This is a genomic window from Streptomyces lasiicapitis, assembly GCF_014646335.1.
Lineage (GTDB): Bacteria > Actinomycetota > Actinomycetes > Streptomycetales > Streptomycetaceae > Streptomyces > Streptomyces lasiicapitis.
Map to the genome: position 1 here is coordinate 89407 of NZ_BMNG01000017.1, position 16812 is coordinate 106218.

Annotated in this window: 13 protein-coding genes and 1 tRNA gene; 8 read left to right on the forward strand and 6 right to left on the reverse strand. The window is 71.6% G+C overall.

The genetic code is table 11. The features are described 5' to 3' along the window. Positions 1 to 197 precede the first annotated feature (197 nt). Positions 198 to 1811 carry a vWA domain-containing protein gene (locus IEY91_RS33180; RefSeq protein WP_373288072.1) on the forward strand — a complete coding sequence of 538 codons (1614 nt, stop codon included), beginning with the start codon at positions 198 to 200 and terminating at the stop codon, positions 1809 to 1811. Here IEY91_RS33180 and IEY91_RS33185 read toward each other — a convergent pair. Both IEY91_RS33185 and IEY91_RS33190 read right to left on the reverse strand, forming a co-directional pair. Further along, complete coding sequence (locus IEY91_RS33185) at positions 1808 to 3595, reverse strand: arabinofuranosyltransferase AftB family protein (protein ID WP_189176832.1); 1788 nt, start codon at positions 3593 to 3595, stop codon at positions 1808 to 1810. The two genes, IEY91_RS33180 and IEY91_RS33185, sit on opposite strands and share 4 nt — an antisense overlap. A gap of 43 nt (positions 3596 to 3638) precedes the next feature. Continuing rightward, entirely contained in the window at positions 3639 to 4415 is a 777-nt protein-coding gene (locus IEY91_RS33190; RefSeq protein ID WP_189176833.1) for a class I SAM-dependent methyltransferase, read from the reverse strand. A gap of 189 nt (positions 4416 to 4604) precedes the next feature. Here IEY91_RS33190 and IEY91_RS33195 point away from each other — a divergent pair, with 189 nt between their 5' ends. Further along, complete coding sequence (locus tag IEY91_RS33195; RefSeq protein ID WP_189176834.1) at positions 4605 to 6536, forward strand: AMP-dependent synthetase/ligase; 1932 nt, start codon at positions 4605 to 4607, stop codon at positions 6534 to 6536. Here the strand turns inward: IEY91_RS33195 and IEY91_RS33200 are convergent. Next, positions 6533 to 7207, reverse strand: a complete 675-nt coding sequence (locus IEY91_RS33200) for a MerR family transcriptional regulator (RefSeq protein ID WP_189176892.1) — start codon at positions 7205 to 7207, stop codon at positions 6533 to 6535. The genes IEY91_RS33195 and IEY91_RS33200 overlap by 4 nt on opposite strands. A gap of 118 nt (positions 7208 to 7325) precedes the next feature. Here IEY91_RS33200 and IEY91_RS33205 point away from each other — a divergent pair, with 118 nt between their 5' ends. Further along, the gene (locus IEY91_RS33205; RefSeq protein WP_189176835.1) at positions 7326 to 7739 is read left to right on the forward strand and encodes a DUF3291 domain-containing protein; all 414 of its coding nucleotides are present in this window, start codon (positions 7326 to 7328) and stop codon (positions 7737 to 7739) included. Positions 7740 to 7755: 16 nt separating this feature from the next. Here the strand turns inward: IEY91_RS33205 and IEY91_RS33210 are convergent. Continuing rightward, positions 7756 to 7828 (reverse strand) — tRNA-Arg (locus tag IEY91_RS33210). A gap of 328 nt (positions 7829 to 8156) precedes the next feature. On the opposite strand from IEY91_RS33210, the gene IEY91_RS33215 reads away from it, so the two are divergent. Beyond that, positions 8157 to 9794 carry a dynamin family protein gene (locus IEY91_RS33215; RefSeq protein ID WP_189176893.1) on the forward strand — a complete coding sequence of 546 codons (1638 nt, stop codon included), beginning with the start codon at positions 8157 to 8159 and terminating at the stop codon, positions 9792 to 9794. 80 nt (positions 9795 to 9874) lie between these two features. Here IEY91_RS33215 and IEY91_RS42120 read toward each other — a convergent pair whose 3' ends face one another. Then, a complete protein-coding gene (locus IEY91_RS42120) occupies positions 9875 to 10252 on the reverse strand; it encodes a hypothetical protein (protein WP_229697389.1) in 378 nt (125 codons plus the stop codon). Here IEY91_RS42120 and IEY91_RS33220 point away from each other — a divergent pair. From IEY91_RS33220 to IEY91_RS33230, 3 genes are all read left to right on the forward strand, one after another. After that, complete coding sequence (locus IEY91_RS33220) at positions 10238 to 11893, forward strand: YfjP family GTPase (protein ID WP_229697390.1); 1656 nt, start codon at positions 10238 to 10240, stop codon at positions 11891 to 11893. The genes IEY91_RS42120 and IEY91_RS33220 overlap by 15 nt on opposite strands. Positions 11894 to 12180: 287 nt before the next feature. Beyond that, entirely contained in the window at positions 12181 to 12714 is a 534-nt protein-coding gene (locus tag IEY91_RS33225; RefSeq protein ID WP_189176837.1) for a single-stranded DNA-binding protein, read from the forward strand. A 354-nt stretch (positions 12715 to 13068) separates the two neighbouring features. Next, positions 13069 to 14523 carry a Cys-Gln thioester bond-forming surface protein gene (locus IEY91_RS33230; protein WP_373288073.1) on the forward strand — a complete coding sequence of 485 codons (1455 nt, stop codon included), beginning with the start codon at positions 13069 to 13071 and terminating at the stop codon, positions 14521 to 14523. A gap of 67 nt (positions 14524 to 14590) precedes the next feature. Here IEY91_RS33230 and IEY91_RS33235 read toward each other — a convergent pair whose 3' ends face one another. Further along, positions 14591 to 14887, reverse strand: a complete 297-nt coding sequence (locus tag IEY91_RS33235) for a DUF3303 family protein (RefSeq protein WP_189176838.1) — start codon at positions 14885 to 14887, stop codon at positions 14591 to 14593. Between the two features lie 260 nt (positions 14888 to 15147). Here IEY91_RS33235 and ettA point away from each other — a divergent pair, with 260 nt between their 5' ends. Next, positions 15148 to 16812, forward strand: a complete 1665-nt coding sequence (gene ettA / locus IEY91_RS33240) for an energy-dependent translational throttle protein EttA (protein ID WP_164324934.1) — start codon at positions 15148 to 15150, stop codon at positions 16810 to 16812.

The following is a 16812-nucleotide window of genomic DNA, read 5'->3' on the forward strand; positions in this document are numbered from 1 at the left end:
CGGAAGGGCGCGGTGTCCTAGCGGGGACGAGGTGTCCCAGGGGGCACGCGGGCGCGTGCGGGCCGGGAGGCCGGAACCTCAACCTCCGGCCGCCGTGGCCGACTTGAGACCCTTCCGCAACGTACGGGACCGATCGTCCGGGGCCCCTCCGCCGTCACAGTCACGAGTGCCGACGAGACGAGCTGAGGGGCCGATCCATGGGACGTACGCCTTTCCCACGCATACGCAGCCGACGTACCGGACTTGGACACCGGCGACGGCGCCGTCCAGGGCTGGGGATCGCGGCGGCTGCTCTGGCGGGCGGCATGCTGCTCGCGGGCTGCAGCGGCGGCGGGAGCGACGGCGGCGGCCGGGCGGCGAGCAAGGAGCGCGCGTCCGACGCCCTGCCCGCCCCCGACAACCCCCGCCACAACGTCCCCGCCCCGGCCCCCGACGGCGCGCAGGGCGAACAGGACGGCGCCCGCCGCGACATCGCCCCCGAACCGGGCCCCGCCGATCTGCTCTCCACCTTCGCGCTGGACGTCGACACCGCCTCGTACGGCTTCGCGCGCCGCACCCTCGACCAGGGCCGCCTGCCCGACCCGTCGACGGTGCGGCCCGAGGAGTTCGTGAACAGCTTCCGGCAGGACTACCCCAAGCCCGACGGCGACGGCTTCTCCGTGACCGTGGACGGCGCCCGTACCCGCGCCGACGGCTGGTCGCTCGTGCGCGTCGGCCTCGCGACCCGCCCGGAAGCGGAACGGAGCGAACGCCCGCCCGCCGCGCTCACCTTCGTCATCGACATCTCCGGCTCCATGGCCGAGACGGGCCGCCTCGACCTGGTCAGGAAGTCCCTCGGCGTCATGACCGATCAGCTGCGCGACGACGACTCGGTCGCCCTGGTCACCTTCAGCGACCGCGCCGAGACCGTCCTGCCCATGACCCGGATCGGCGACAGCCGCGACCGCGTGCACGCCGCCGTCGACAAGCTGCGCCCCACCAGCTCCACCAACGTGGAGGCGGGCATCATCACCGGCTACGAGACCGCCGTCCGCGGCCTGCGCGAAGGCGCCACCAACCGTGTCGTGCTGCTCTCGGACGCCCTCGCCAACACCGGCGACACCAGCGCCGACGGCATCCTGCGCCGCGTCGAGGAGGCCCGCCGCACACACGGCCTCACGCTGTTCGGCGTTGGCGTCGGCAGCGACTACGGGGACGCCCTGATGGAGCGGCTCGCCGACCGCGGCGACGGCCACACCACCTACGTCGCCGACGAGGAGGACGCCCGCGAGGTGTTCTGCGAGCGACTGCCCGCCAACATCGACCTGCGCGCCCGCGACGCCAAGGCACAGGTGTCCTTCGACCCCGACACGGTCGAACGGTTCCGGCTCATCGGATACGACAACAGGCGGGTCGCCGACGACGACTTCCGCGACGACCGCGTGGACGGCGGGGAGGTCGGGCCCGGCCACACCGTGACGGCGCTGTACGCGGTGCGCACGAAGCCCGGCGCGGGTGGCCTCGTGGCCACGGTGCGGGTGCGCTGGCTCGACCCCGATAGTCGTGCCCCCGACGAGGCGTCGGCTGACGTGGGCGTGGACGCCCTCGACCGCCCGCTGAGCGAGTCCGACTCCGGCCTTCAGGTGGCCGCCACGGCTGCCTACTTCGCAGAGGACCTGCGTACCGCGTACGACCCGCTGCCCGGCGCCCCGGCCCCCGCCGAACTGGAACGCCACGCAGCGGCTCTGGCGTTCACGACAGGGGACAAGGCCGTGACCGACCTCGCGAACAGCATCCGCCGGGCGAACGCACTGCGAGGCCGCGCCCCTTAGGGGGCCTCCACGCCGCACAACTCCCGCTCCGCCCGGACGGGGTCGTTGGGAAAGCGGAACGACGTCCGCTCCAAGGCACCGGCGACATTGTGGAGGAAACGCCCCGCCGTGAGCGGCGCCCGCGTGGCGGAGCGGAGCTCGGCGAGGGCCCCGCAGTTGAGGGCGCGCCGGGCGGCGGCCACCCGGGCGGAATCCATCTCAGCCGGCGGCACGCCCCTGCCGCGGTCGGCGAAGAGCCATTCGTCCGGCAGCCACTTGTCGTGGCCGACGCGGGCGTGCGCGATGCGCTGGGAGTGGGCGGCCAGCGGGTAGGCGAGGCCGATCGGGTCGAGGGCGGCGCCGTCGAGGGGGACGACGGTGCCGTTGAGGCCGAGGGTCGCGTAGAAGCCGGTCACCGAGGGCGAGGCGGTGGCCACGCGGGTGCGGGAGAGGAACAGCGCGGACCCACCGTCCCGCCCGGCCGCGCGCACCTCGCGCGCGTACGCGGCGTTCTCCCGGAAGCCCCCGAAGGTGTGGTGCACGGGGTGCGCGGCGGCGTTCTGCCGTACGTACACACCGCGTTCGTCCGCGATGCCGCCGGGCCCGATCCGCCCCTCGTACCCGATCCGCAGCACGGCGGCGCACACGACGGCCCACACCCCGACACCCACGACGGCCGCCGTCCACGCGCGCGTGGCGGGCACCAGGAACACCGGGAGCACCATCAGGAACAGCCCCGGCAGGAACATCCGGGCGTGCATGAAGTCCCCGCCGACCTTGATGACGTACGCCCAGCAGAGCGCCCCCGCGAGGACGGGAGCGAGCACGGGGACGAGCGTGCCGCCGGAGGCCCCGGCGGACGTGGCTCGCCCCGCGGGCAGTACGAGCGGAAGCACCGCGGGCACCACCGCCGCGACGACCAACACCGCGGGCACCCACAGCAGATAGGGCCCGGCGAAGTCACCGAGGTAGTGCAGCCCCCGCCCCCACAGGCTCCGCGAGGCCTCCTTGGTGACGCCGGGCAGCGGCATCAGGTGTCCGTAGTAGCCGACGCGGAAGATCTCGTACGCGACGGGGAGCGCGCCCGCCGTGGCGGCACCGGCCAGCGTGGCGCGCCGGGAGGGGCGCGCGATCAGCCACTGCGCGCCCAGGAACACGGCGGAGACCAGCGCGAGATCGGGCCGTACGAGCGGCCCGAGGCCGATGACGAAGGCGGTGGCCAGCGAGCGGGGCCGCGCGACGAGCAGCAGCCAGGCGCCACCGATCCAGCAGGTGGCGAGCCCCGTCTCCAGGCCCGAGGTGGCGAAGTCCCAGACGGGCGGCAGGGCGAGCGGGACGAGGGCGCCGAGAGGCAGGAGGAGGCGGCCGCCGCCCCCGGAGTGCGGCCGCGCGCCGCCACCGCCACCGCCGTGCAGGCGGACCGCCCCCCAAGCCGCGAGCGCGAACCCCGCCGCCGTGAGCAGCAGCCCGCCGTACACCGCCGCGGAGGCGACGTCCGCGCCCGGAAGACCCGCGAGCACCAGCAGCCACTGCCACAGCGTCCCGGTGGACGACTCGGCGCGTTCGCCCGCGTTGAACACCGGGCCGTTGCCCGCGAGGATCTGCCGGACGGTGCGGACGTAGATGTGCCCGTCGTCGGACATCCAGCGCCGCTGGAACCCGGCGACGAGGACCACCAGCGCCGGCGCCAGACACAGCGCGGCCCGCAAGTGCGGCCGGGCGGCGGCGAGTTGGCCTCCCAGGCGCACGGCGGCCGGTCCGGCGGGCGCGCCGGAGGGGCGGGCAGGGGTGCGTGTAGAAGTCATGCACCGTACTTCGGCGCAGGTCAGGGGCGGCTTGAACGGTGGGCTAACGCCGCGAGTAGAGGTGGAAGAGCCCGTTGTCGCTCACGTACGCCGCACGGAAGCCGCACTCTTCAAGGAGGTCGAGCGCCCGGTCCTGCGGGTAGGTGCGGTACTCGCAGCGCTGGTGGGCCTCCAGGTGTCCGTCCTGCCGCCTGACGTAGTAGTCCTTGAGGTAGTGGTTCTCGCCAAGGCGCCGGATCGTCTGGCTGTAGACCAGGCCGCCCGGCAGGTCGCGCGCGTAGTCGCGGTGGGCGGCCTGCCTGGTGAGCAGGAGGATGCCGCCGGGCCTGAGCGCGGCGTGGACGTTGCGGAGCCCCCGGATGTTGTCCTCGTCCGCGACGAGGTGGCTGCACAGCAGGACGGAATCCCTGTCGCCGTCGTCCGGGTCGGGCGTGTGGTACCAGACCCCGCCGACGGCGAAGGCGGCGTCGAAGCCCGAGGTCGTCCCCGTGCCCGTACCCATGGCCTCGCTGTCTCCGCTGTCACTGTCCATGTGCAGGATGTCCTGCTGGACGAAGCGGGCCCGCCCGCCCACGCGGGCGCGGGCCTGGGCCAGCATGCTCTCGGTGTGGTCGATGCCGGTGATGTCCGGGGCGGGCCCGTCGCCGGCGAGCTCCAGGATCTTCTCGACGACCAGGCCGGTGCCCGTGCCGAGCTCCAGGAGGCGGGGGCGGTCCTGGAGGAGTTCGAGGAGGGTGCGGGCGTAGTCGTCGTAGTCGTAGTAGCCCGACGTCATGATCTGGTCGTAGTGGCCTGAGAGTTCCGTGTACGAGTTGACCATGGGTGGGACGGTAGCGAGCGGGTGAGGCTGTTGCCAGAGTGCCTCTTGAGCCCCGCGAGAGGTCTGGTACGGGCCCCGCACGCGCCCCGGGCTTCTTCTGCGCGAACCATTGAACTTTCCTTACGCGTCGGTAAGTTGACGATTACGTAAGGATCCGGGACCGCGCGAGCCGACGAACCGGGAGCCGTCATGGGGGTACGCAAGGACCTGAAGCAGGCGCGACGCCGCAGTGATCTGGCGGACCGCGCCAAGGTCGAGATCGTCAGGGACGAGCACGGCGTCGTACGGGAGGCCCGCACCCCCGCGCTTGCCGCCCCCGCGACCCGCGCGAGCACCGCCGACATCCCCTTCACCAACGCCGCCGAGGCCCCCGAGGCCGTCGTCGTGCGCCGCAAGGAGGGGGGCGAGTGGCGTCCCGTCACGGCCACCGTCTTCGCCCGCGAGGTCTCCGCGGCGGCGAAGGGCCTGATCGCGGCGGGCCTCGAACCCGGCGGCCGGGTCGCCCTGATGTCCCGTACGCGCTACGAATGGGCGGTCCTGGACTTCGCGATCTGGGCGGCGGGCGGCCAGACCGTGCCCGTCTACCCGACGTCGTCCGCCGAGCAGATCGAGTGGATCGCGCGGGACTCCGGCGCCCGGCTCCTCATCGCCGAGACCGCGGAGAACGCCGCGACGGCGCGCCGCGCGGTCGCGGACCTCGACGCGCCCCCCGCCGTGTCGGTCATCGACGACGGCGCGGTCCTCGAACTGGCCGAGCGCGGGCGGGAAGTGAGCGACGCGGAGGTCACCGAGCGCCGCGCGGCCCTCACGCCCGACTCCGTCGCCACCATCTGCTACACCTCCGGAACCACCGGCAAACCCAAGGGCTGCGTCCTCACGCACGGCAACCTGCACGCCGAGGCCTCGAACACCGTCGAGCTGATGCACCCGGTCTTCAAGGAGATCACGGGCCAGACCGCGTCGACCCTGCTGTTCCTGCCGCTGGCCCACATCCTGGGCCGCAGCATCCAGATCGCCTGCATGCTCGCCCGCATCGAGCTGGGCCACTGCCCGAGCATCAGGCCGGACGACCTCCGCCCCGAACTGCGGTCCTTCAGGCCGACGTTCGTCGTCGGCGTGCCGTACCTCTTCGAGCGGATCCACGACACCGGGCGCGCGACCGCCGAGAAGATCGGCCGCGGCGCCTCCTTCGACCGCGCCGACCGCATCGGCGTGCGCTTCGCGGAGGCGTACCTGAACAAGTTCCTGGGGCGCGGCCCGGGTCCGTCCCCGGGGCTCTATCTCGGCTGGGCGCTGTACGAACTCCTCGTCTACCGCCGCATCCGCAAGGAGGTCGGCGGCCGCCTGCGCTACGCGATCAGCGGCGGCTCCCCGCTGGACAAGCGCCGCAACCTCTTCTTCTACGGCGCCGGAATCGTCATCTACGAGGGCTACGGCCTGACGGAGACCACGGCGGCCGCCACCATCGTGCCGCCGCTCGGCCCGCGCCCCGGCACGGTCGGCCTGCCCGTGCCCGGTACGGCGGTGCGCATCGCGGACGACGGCGAGGTACTCATCAAGGGCGGCATCGTCTTCTCCTCGTACTGGAACAACAAGGAGGCCACCGACGCCGTCCTGGCCGGCGACTCCGGCGGCGCCTGGCTCGCGACCGGCGACCTCGGGGCCCTCGACGACGACGGCTATCTCACCATCACCGGCCGCAAGAAGGACATCCTCGTCACCTCCGGCGGCAAGAACGTCTCACCCGCCGTCCTGGAGGACCGCCTGCGCGGCCGCCCGCTCATCGGCCAGTGCATCGTCGTCGGCGACAACCGTCCGTACGTCGCCGCCCTCATCACCCTCGAACCGGAGGCCGTCCAGCACTGGCTCTCCGTGCGCAAGCGCCCCACGGACACCCCGCTGTCCGCCCTGTGCCGCGACCCGAAACTCCTCGAAGACGTCCAGAAGGCCGTGGACTACACGAACGAGGCGGTGTCGCGGGCGGAGTCGATCCGCGAATTCGTGATCGTGGAGGGCGAGTTCACGGAGGGCAACGGGATGCTCACGCCGTCGATGAAGCTGAAGCGGGGGGCTGTGGTGGCGGCGTACGCGGAGGAGATCGAGGGCTTGTACCGCCGCTAAGGCAGGCCCTGGTCGCGGTAGCGCGCCGCCGCCTCCGATTCCTGGGCGAGGCGTCTGAGGGCCAGCAGGGCCGGTTCGAGGAGGAAGGTCAGCAGGACCGCGCGTTCGGCCTTCTCCAGGGGGTCGTCCGGGCCCTCGATCTGGTCGAGGTCCAGGGTGGCGGTGCGTTCGGCCAGGCGGGCGTAGGGGACGAGGTCGCGCCAGCCGCAGTCGAGGCCGAGGTTGCGCAGGGTGTTCAGGGTCTGGGTGACGGTCTTGCGGGCCGGGCTGAACTCGGTGACGTCCCAGCCGAGTTCGGCGACGAGGGCGTCGACGTCGGCGTCCTCGCCCTCGTCGTGGTCCTCGCCCCCGCCCCGGCCCTCGCCCCCGCCGGAGCCGGCTGGGCCGTTGCCGTCCGCACCCGGCCACACCCCGAAGACGAGCCCGAGCAGCTCGTACGTGTCGCCCTCCACCTCACCGAGGCTGCCCACGACCTCCTTGGCCGCGCTGACACTCAGCCCGCGCACGCTGATCAGCGCGCGGACCAGGCGGAGCCGCCGCAGATGCCCCTCGTCGTACTCGGCCTGCGTCGCGGAGGTTGCCCGGCCGGGCGGCACCAGCCCCTCGCGCAGATAGAACTTGATCGTCGCGTTGGGCACCCCGCTGCGACGGCTCAACTCGGAGATACGCACCTGGTCCTTCTCCTGCTCCTGCGGTCGGTCGGCGATCGGGTGGCATTCGGGTGGCAATTAGAGAGTGCCACTGTCTAATATAGATAGTGCCACTCTCCAACTAGGGATCGAGGATACCGTGCCGACCATTCCCTGGGTGACCCCGCACCAGGCGGCCCCCGACACCACCGCGTTCGTCATGGCCTCCCGCCTGGAGGTGAAGTCCCTCCGGCACGTCCCCCGCTTCTTCTGGAACTCGTACGCGGCCTGGAGGCAGGTGCGCTCCGCACCCGGCGCACTCGGCGCCTCCCTGGAGGCCCAGCTCTTCAAGGGCGTCTTCTACACACTCTCGGCCTGGGAGGACCGGAACGCCCTGTACGCGTACGCACGCACGGAGCCCCACAAGACCGTCATGACGTCCCTGCGCCCCCTGATGCGGGCCTCCGTGTTCACGTTCTGGGAGGTGCCGGCGGGGGAGCTGCCGATCACGTGGCCGGACGCGAAGAGGCGCATCACGGAGGAGGCTTCGACAGTGATCGACGCCTGCGGCTGAGCACGGCTGCGTGGAGCGCCCCCGGCAGGACTCGAACCTGCGGCCAAGTGCTTAGAAGGCACCTGCTCTATCCACTGAGCTACGGGGGCCGGGTGGTGGCCGGTGGCCTGGAGCCCGGTGTGGGGTGGTCCGTGACCCTGCCGGGAGTCCTGGACCATGGACCGGGGACAAGGATAGGGCTCCTGGTGGCTTGTCCCTGGTGCTTCACCTCCGCCACGCGATGTGGAGGTTCGGTGAAGCGGTCCTGATAATCGCAGGCAGGTGCGAATCTCGCATCGCTTTTGGCGTCTGGCGCCCCGGGTGTTGTGCACTCGTTATGCCTGCGACCCAGTCGCCCCTTCCGTCGCGGGTGTCCGATCGGCGCGCAGGGGTGCCCATATGCTTCAGAAAGCCATCAAAATTGGGCATTCTTCGCATGTGGTGACCTTGGACGTACGGCCTCAACTGCTTGACGCACTCTCCGCCCTGCGTGAGCGTGTCGCCGCCGCACGCTTTCCGCTCCCCCTGCCGGGGGCGCCACGCGCGCGGGCCAACCGGGACGAGCTCCTCGCACAGCTCGACGACTATCTGGTGCCCCGGCTGCGGGCGCCCGAAGCGCCCTTGCTGGCCGTTGTCGGCGGCTCCACCGGCGCAGGCAAGTCCACGCTCGTGAACTCCCTGGTGGGACGTCAGGTCAGCGAGGCGGGTGTGCTCAGGCCCACGACCCGCACGCCCGTCCTGGTGTGCCACCCGGAGGACCAGCACTGGTTCTCCGGCATGCGAGTGCTGCCGCAGCTCACGCGCGTCTGGGTGCCCCGGCAGGAGGGCGAGGGGGCCGACGGAGTGGGACCGGACGGCGAACGCCTCCTGCGCGTCGAGACCGCCGACACCCTGCCCCGCGGCCTCGCCCTCCTCGACGCCCCCGACATCGACTCCCTGGTCGCCGACAACCGCGTCCTCGCCGCAGAGCTGATCTGCGCCGCCGACGTGTGGGTCATGGTCACCACGGCCTCCCGCTACGCCGACGCCGTGCCCTGGCACCTCCTGCGCACCGCCAAGGAGCACGACGCCACCCTCGTCACCGTCCTCGACCGCGTGCCCCACCAGGTCGTCGGCGAAGTGTCACGGCAGTACGGGGCGCTCCTCACCAAGGCCGGACTCGGCGACGTACCGCGCTTCACCGTCCCCGAGCTGCCCGAGTCCGCCGGCGGCGGCGGACTCCTGCCGGCCACTGCCGTCGAGCCGCTCCGCACTTGGCTCGCCCACCGCGTGCAGGAACCGTCCTCCCGTAGACAGGCCATCGAACGCACCGCCTACGGAGTCCTCGCTTCACTCAACGCCCGCATGCCGGAGCTCGCCGCCGCCGTCGCCGCCCAGTACGCGGCCGCCCTGCGGCTCACCTCCGCCGTCGACGAGGCGTACGAAAGCGAGCACGCGCGCGTACGTGAACGCCTGCAGGCGGGCGCCGTGCTCGCCGGAGACGCCCTGAAGCGCTGGCGCGCCTACCCGCTCGACTGCGGCCCCGGAGAGCTCCTCGACGCCATCGTCGAGAGCCTGGAAGCGCTCCTGCTGTGCGCCGTCACGGCCGCCGACGAACGCATCGACGACGCCTGGCGCCGCGAGCCCGCCTCCCAGGCCCCCGGACTCGTACGCAGCGGCGGACGCTACGAAACAGCCGTCTACGAAGACGGCGACAGCCCCGAACACCGCATCGGCGTCGCCGTACGCCGCTGGCGGCGCGAGCTCGAGGAGCATGCCGAGGACGAGGTGCGCGCCCTCGACCGCGCCGACAAGCGCGCGCTGCCCGACACCGACGTCGTCGCCGCGCTGCTCGCCACCGCCCTCTTGGGCGGGCGGCGGGCGCGCACCGCCGGAGAGACGCTCGCCGAGCGCATCGGCGCCCACGGCGCGCTGCGCCTGCGCGACAGCGGCGGGCGGCTGCTCACCGACTACCTGGACAAGGTCCTCGGCGCGGAGCGGGAGCGGCGCCTGGCCCCCCTGGACGCACTCGACGTCAGCCCCGAGCCCCAGGCCGAACTCATCGCCGCGCTTTCCGTACTGCAGAAGGAGAGGTGACCGCGGTGACCGCCGTCACGGGCCACACCGATCACACAGAGCACTCTGATCGTGCCGATCACGCAGATCTCACAGAGCGCTCAGATCTCACAGAGCGCACGGATCACACAGGTCGTGATGCCGAGCGCACAGCTCGTACAGAGCACTTGGATGAATTCGAAGGCTCGGCGGACGCGGAACACTCCGACCTCTCTGACCCCACCGACCCCATCGACCCCTCTGACCCTTCTGATCTCCCTGGCCCTTCCGACTTCTCCGACTTCTCTGACCTCGCCGGGCTCTCCGGCCTCTCTGACTCCTCCAGTCAGGCAGACCAGGACTCGCGCGCCGGGGAAGGCGACGAAAACGATGACCGCGCGGGGGGCGGCGAAGACGCCTGGGACGACGGGCTCATCGCGCGGCGCGTGGTGGTGGGTGCCTCCCCGGCGGACGGGGAGCCGGATGTGTACGACCAGCACGCTCCGTACGAGATCGACGTCGTCACGCAGGACACGACCGTCGTCTACGAAGGGGGCCTGCGAGGCCGCCTCGACGCGCTGCGCGAGCTCATCGGGCTCTCCCGTACGCGGCTCGACACCAAGACCCTCGCGGAGGCCGGGCGGGTGCTCGACGAGGCCGCGGCGCGGCGGCGGCTGTCCGACCGGCACACCGTCGTGGCCCTCGCGGGCGCCACGGGGAGCGGCAAGTCGACGCTCTTCAACGCGCTCGCGGGAGTGATGATCTCGGAGACCGGCGTACGCAGGCCGACCACGGCCGCGCCCATCGGGTGCAGCTGGACGGACGGCGCCGCGGGGCTGCTCGACCGGCTCGGCATCCCCGGGCGGCTGCGCAGACGGCCCCTTCAGGGCACCGACGCGCAGGTTCTGCAGGGCCTCGTACTCGTCGATCTGCCCGACCACGACTCGGCGGCGGGCGACCACCGGGAGCACGTGGACCGCATCCTCGGGCTCGTCGACGCGGTCATCTGGGTGGTCGACCCGGAGAAGTACGCGGACGCGATGCTGCACGAGCGCTATCTGCGGCCCATGGCCGGGCACGCGGAGGTCATGTTCGTCGTGCTCAACCAGGTGGACCGCCTCCCCGGAGACGCCGCCGACCAGGTCCTCGACGATCTGCGGCGGCTGCTCGACGAGGACGGCATCGCACTGGGCGAACACGGCGAACCCGGTGCCACGGTGCTCGCGCTGTCCGCCCTCACCGGAGAGGGGGTCGGCGAACTCCGGGAGGTGCTCGGCCAGTTCACGCGCGAGCGGGGAGCCGCGGCGCGGCGCATCGAAGCGGACCTGGACACGGCTGCGGCACGGCTGCGGCCGGTGTACGCGTCGGGGTCGGGGGCCGCGTCCGCGCGGGGTGCGATCGGGCTCAGCGAGGAGGCGCGCGAGGAGTTCTCCGACCGGCTCGCGGAGGCGGTGGGCGCCTCGGCCGCCGGGCAGGCCGCGGAGCGGGCCTGGCGCAGGCACGCCGGCCGGGCGTGCTCCGCGCCCTGGCTGCGGCTGTGGCGCTGGTACGAGGCGCAGCGCTCCCCGTACACCACGGGCAGGCACGTCCTGCGGCCCCCGGCGGACGAGGAGTCGACGGCACGCGCGCGCGTGGAGCACGCCGTGCGCGCCGTGGCCGACGAGGCCGCGACCGGACTGCCCACGCCCTGGGGTCAGGCCGTACGGGAGTCGGCCGCGCGCGGCGCCCAGGGGCTGCCCGAGGCCCTCGACGAGCTGGCCCTGCGGGCGGCGCTCCCGGACGGGCGGCCGCCGCGGCCCGGGTGGTGGCCGGCCGCGGTCCTCGCGCAGGCCGCGATGACGCTGCTCCAGGCCGTCGGCGGGCTGTGGCTGGTGGGGCAGATCTTCGGCGTCGCGGAGCCGAACCTGGGTGTGCCGGTGCTCCTGATGGCCATGGGCATCGTGGGCGGGCCGTGTGTGGAGTGGGCCAGTGGGATGGCGGCGCGCGGTCCTGCGCGGCGGTACGGGTACGAGGCCGAGCGGCGGTTGCGGGAGGCGGCCGCGGGGTGCGGTCGGGCGCGGGTGCTCGATCCGGTGGCGGCGGAGTTGCTGCGGTACCGGGAGGTTCGGGAGCAGTACGTGCGGGTGGCTCGGCGGGCGTGAGGGGCGTGCCGCCGGGGCCGCGGGGGAGTGGTCGGGTGCAGCCGAGGCCGTGGGGGGAAGGGGTGCCGTCGAGGCGACGCGGGGAAGCGGAAGGGCGCCGTCGGGTGACGGAGTTGTCCACAACCGGCCGGTAGGACACAGGGCTCGGCGGGGCCCGGCCCGGCGGGTGCAGTCTGAGATCGCAGCCGCCGCCGACGCTGAAACGCGAAGGCGGACGTGAGCGCTGCGGACACAGACGCGGCCGTGCGGGACGGGCCCGCACGCGTGTGGACGAGGGAGGGGTCGGCATGAACGACACGATGGTGACGGTGGTGGGGAACGTGGCGACGACGCCGGTGTTCCGGGAGCTGCCGTCCGGACCGGTGACACGCTTTCGGATCGCGGTGACGGCACGGTACTTCGACCGCACGCAGAACGCGTGGGCGGACGGGCACACCAATTTCTTCACGGTGTGTGCCTGGCGCCAGCTCGGCGTCAACGCCCAGGGCTCGCTGGCGGTGGGTGAACCGGTCATCGTGCAGGGCAGGTTGAGGGTGCGGGACGAGGAGCGGGGCGGGCAGCACTGGCGGTCGGTGGACATCGACGCCTACGCGATCGGACACGACCTCGCGCGCGGAACATCGGCGTTCCGGCGCACGGGCAGGACGATGGACTCCTCCTTGAAGGAGCGAAGTCCCGTGCAGGGGACGGCGGATGAGCCGGAGTTCGAGCTCCCCGCGCAGTCCTCGCCGCAGTCCCATGTATCGGAGTCCGCAGTGGATGCCGGGCTGGAGACCGGGCTGGGGGCCGAGTTGGAACGGGAAGCCGCTCCGGTCGGGTGACGACCGCGGCGGGGTTGGACCCCCGCTGTGCCCGGCGCCGCCGCGCAACCACCGGGGTGGGGCGAAGCGGAACCATGGATTTGTCGATATGCCCAGCTCAGAAGGGGCGTTGTCGATAACAATTCCGATTCGGATCGGTTATCAGACGGCACTACCGGGAATCGCGATGCGCCACGTCCCTAGGATTCCGGGCGTGGCTCCGTGGGGCGGTTGTGCCGTGAACGGGGCGGTCGGCAGGTGACCCTGCTCGGTTGAATCTGCTGGCGGGACCAGTCCCCCCATGTGAATGGGTCCCGCCCGGAGGGGATTTCTGTGTTTTCTGCGTTGTCAGGGTGTCCGTCGGTCAAGGCGTTCGTGACGTCGTCGCTGCCGTCGTCCCTGTCGCCGACTCTGTGGAGCCGACGCCGGGGCCGGGGCGCCGCGCGCCTCGCCGCCGTGGCGGTCGCCTCCGGGCTCGCCGTGGCGGGCGTGACGGGTACCGCGACCGCGGCGATGGCGGCGGACACCCCGCAGCACCAGGGCGGGGCGAGCGCGACGCTCAGCGGTCTCAAGACGTACGGCCAGGCGGTCATACGTGAGGACGGCGGCAGTCAGAAGATCCCCGCGGGCCTCTTCGAGATGGCAGTGGACAACGGCGGCACCCTGCAGACGTACTGCGTCGACATCCACAACCCCACGCAGAAGGACGCCAAGTACCAGGAGACCCCCTGGAGCGGCACGTCCCTGAACGGCAACGCACGGGCGGGCAAGATCCGCTGGATCCTGCAGCACTCCTATCCCCGGGTGAACAACCTCGCCGAGCTGGCGAGGAAGGCGGGCGCGGACTCGCTCACCGAGGAGACGGCCGCGGCCGGCACCCAGGTGGCGATATGGCGCTTCTCCGACAAGGCCAAGGTGGAGGCCGTCGACCCCCGGGCCGAGAAGCTCGCGGACTATCTGCAGCGCAGCGCGCGCAACAGCGCGGAGCCGAAGGCGTCGCTGACGCTGGAGTCGTCGGCCGTCTCCGGGCACGCCGGGAAGCGGCTGGGCCCGGTGACGGTGCGGACCGACGCGGAGAGCGTGACCGTCACGCCGCCCGCGGACTCGGCGAGCGGGGTGAAGGTCGTCGGCAAGGACGGCAAGCAGGTCAAGTCGGCGGGCGACGGCAGCAGGCTGTACTTCGACGTGCCGAAGGGCACGCCGGACGGCACGGCCTCGCTGGAGGTACAGGCGTCGACGACCGTGCCGGTCGGGCGGGCCTTCACCTCCGAGACCCGCAGCCAGACGCAGATACTCGCGGGCTCCAGCGAGTCGACGGTCTCCGCCGCGGCGACGGCGCACTGGGCGGCGAAGGGCGCGATCCCCGCGCTGTCCGCGGAGAAGAACTGCGCGAAGAGCGGCGTGGACATCACGGCGAGCAACAAGGGGGACGCCGCGTTCACCTTCAGCCTGATGGGGTTCAAGCACACCATCAAGGCCGGTGAGGCGCGGACGGTGACGATACCGCTGCAGGAGGACCAGCCCTACGACTTCACGATCGTGGGGCCGGGCGGATTCGAGAAGCGGTTCAAGGGAGTGCTCGACTGCAAGACCGAGGGCAGCGCGGTCGCCGTCGGCGGCAAGGCACAGCCCGTGTCGGAGCCGAGCCCCGCGTCGGCGGGCGGCACGTCCGACGGCGACGACCTCGCGGAGACCGGCGGCTCGAACGCGACGCCCCTGATAGCCGGCATCGCGATCGCCCTGGTCGTGGTGGGCGCCGGCGCGGTCTTCCTGCTGCGCAAGAAGAAGGACCCGGCGGGACCCGCGGAGGCGAGCTCGTCCGAGGAGTGAGCGGAACGTGATCACCTGGTCACCGCCCGGGATGCCCGGGCGGTGACCAGGACGGGGAGGTCGACCCTCAGCCCTGTTGCAGCGCCGCAAGGCCCTTCTGCAGGTCTTCGCTGTTCATCACCGGCTGGATCTCGATCTTCGCGCCGAGTCCCTCGAAGAGCGGCTCCGCGATGGTGGGCAGCAGTGAACTGTCCTGCATGTCGAAGACGAAGGTGCAGGACCGCCCGCCCTCGCTGGGGCCGAAGTAGGCCGCCTCGGGCTTGAGTCGTTCCGTCAGCGTCTGCATGATCTTCGGCAGTTTGCCGCTCTTGAGTGCCTCGTTCGAGATCTGGGTGTCCAGATGCGCTCTCAGCATGACCCTCATCGCACGCGTTCCTTCCGTCCACCACGACCGGCGCGGTCCCGTCCGCGCTCACTGAGACCCGGTGACGTCCCGCTCAGCCTCTCCTCGAGTGATCAGGGCAGCAACATCTCGCCCTCCGTCCGTGTCGCCCTGGGCCGCGTGAGGCCGCTCCGCGGGGTGAGCAGGTCACGGGCCCGGGACAGTACTGGTTTCCTCCGGGGGGTGGCTGTCAGGCAAGATGGGGTGTATCTGCCCACACACTGAATGCCGGACGGTTTCTCTTGGCTGAGTTCATCTACACCATGCGCAAGACGCGCAAGGCGCACGGCGACAAGGTGATCCTCGACGACGTCACCTTGAACTTCCTGCCCGGCGCGAAGATCGGTGTCGTGGGTCCGAACGGCGCCGGTAAGTCCACGGTGCTCAAGATCATGGCAGGGCTCGAGCACCCGTCGAACGGTGACGCGTTCCTGTCGCCGGGCTACACGGTCGGCATGCTCCTGCAGGAGCCGCCGCTCGACGAGTCCAAGACGGTCCTGGAGAACGTCCAGGACGGCGCGGCCGAGATCATGGGCAAGCTCCGGCGGTTCAACGAGGTCGCCGAGCTGATGGCGACCGACTACTCGGACGCGCTCATGGAGGAGATGGGCAAGCTCCAGGAGGACCTCGACCACGCCAACGCGTGGGACCTGGACACCCAGCTCGAGCAGGCCATGGACGCCCTCGGCTGCCCGCCCGGCGACTGGCCGGTCACCAACCTCTCCGGTGGTGAGCGCCGCCGCGTCGCGCTCTGCAAGCTGCTGCTCGAGGCGCCCGACCTGCTGCTGCTCGACGAGCCCACCAACCACCTGGACGCCGAGTCCGTGCAGTGGCTGGAGCAGCACCTCGCGAAGTACGACGGCACCGTCGTCGCCGTCACCCACGACCGGTACTTCCTCGACAACGTCGCGGGCTGGATCCTGGAGCTCGACCGCGGCCGCGCCATCGGCTACGAGGGCAACTACTCCGTCTACCTGGAGAAGAAGCAGTCCCGCCTCAAGGTGGAGGGCCAGAAGGACGCCAAGCGCGCCAAGCGGCTCAAGGAAGAGCTCGAGTGGGTGCGGTCGAACGCCAAGGGGCGCCAGGCCAAGTCCAAGGCGCGACTGTCGCGTTACGAGGAGATGGCCGCCGAGGCCGACAAGATGCGGAAGCTGGACTTCGAGGAGATCCAGATCCCGCCGGGCCCGCGCCTGGGCAACATCGTCGTCGAGGTGGAGAACCTCTCGAAGGCCTTCGGCGACAAGGTCCTGATCGACGACCTCAGCTTCACGCTGCCGCGCAACGGCATCGTCGGCATCATCGGTCCGAACGGCGCGGGCAAGACCACGCTGTTCAAGATGATCCAGGGCCTGGAGGCGCCGGACTCGGGCTCCATCAAGGTCGGCGACACCGTCAAGATCTCCTACGTCGACCAGGGCCGCGCCAACATCGACCCGAAGAAGTCGCTGTGGGCCGTGGTGTCGGACGAGCTGGACTACATCAACGTGGGCCAGGTCGAGATGCCGTCGCGCGCGTATGTGTCGGCGTTCGGGTTCAAGGGCCCGGACCAGCAGAAGCCGGCGGGTGTGCTCTCCGGTGGTGAGCGCAACCGGCTGAACCTGGCGCTGACCCTCAAGCTGGGCGGCAACCTGCTGCTCCTCGACGAGCCCACCAACGACCTGGACGTGGAGACGCTGTCCTCGCTGGAGAACGCGCTCCTGGAGTTCCCGGGCTGTGCCGTGGTCGTCTCCCACGACCGGTGGTTCCTGGACCGGGTCGCCACGCACATCCTCGCGTACGAGGGTGAGTCGAAGTGGTTCTGGTTCGAGGGCAACTTCGAGGCGTACGAGAAGAACAAGGTCGAGCGGCTCGGCCCGGACGCGGCGCGGCCGCACCGCGCCACGTACAAGAAGCTCACCCGGGGCTGA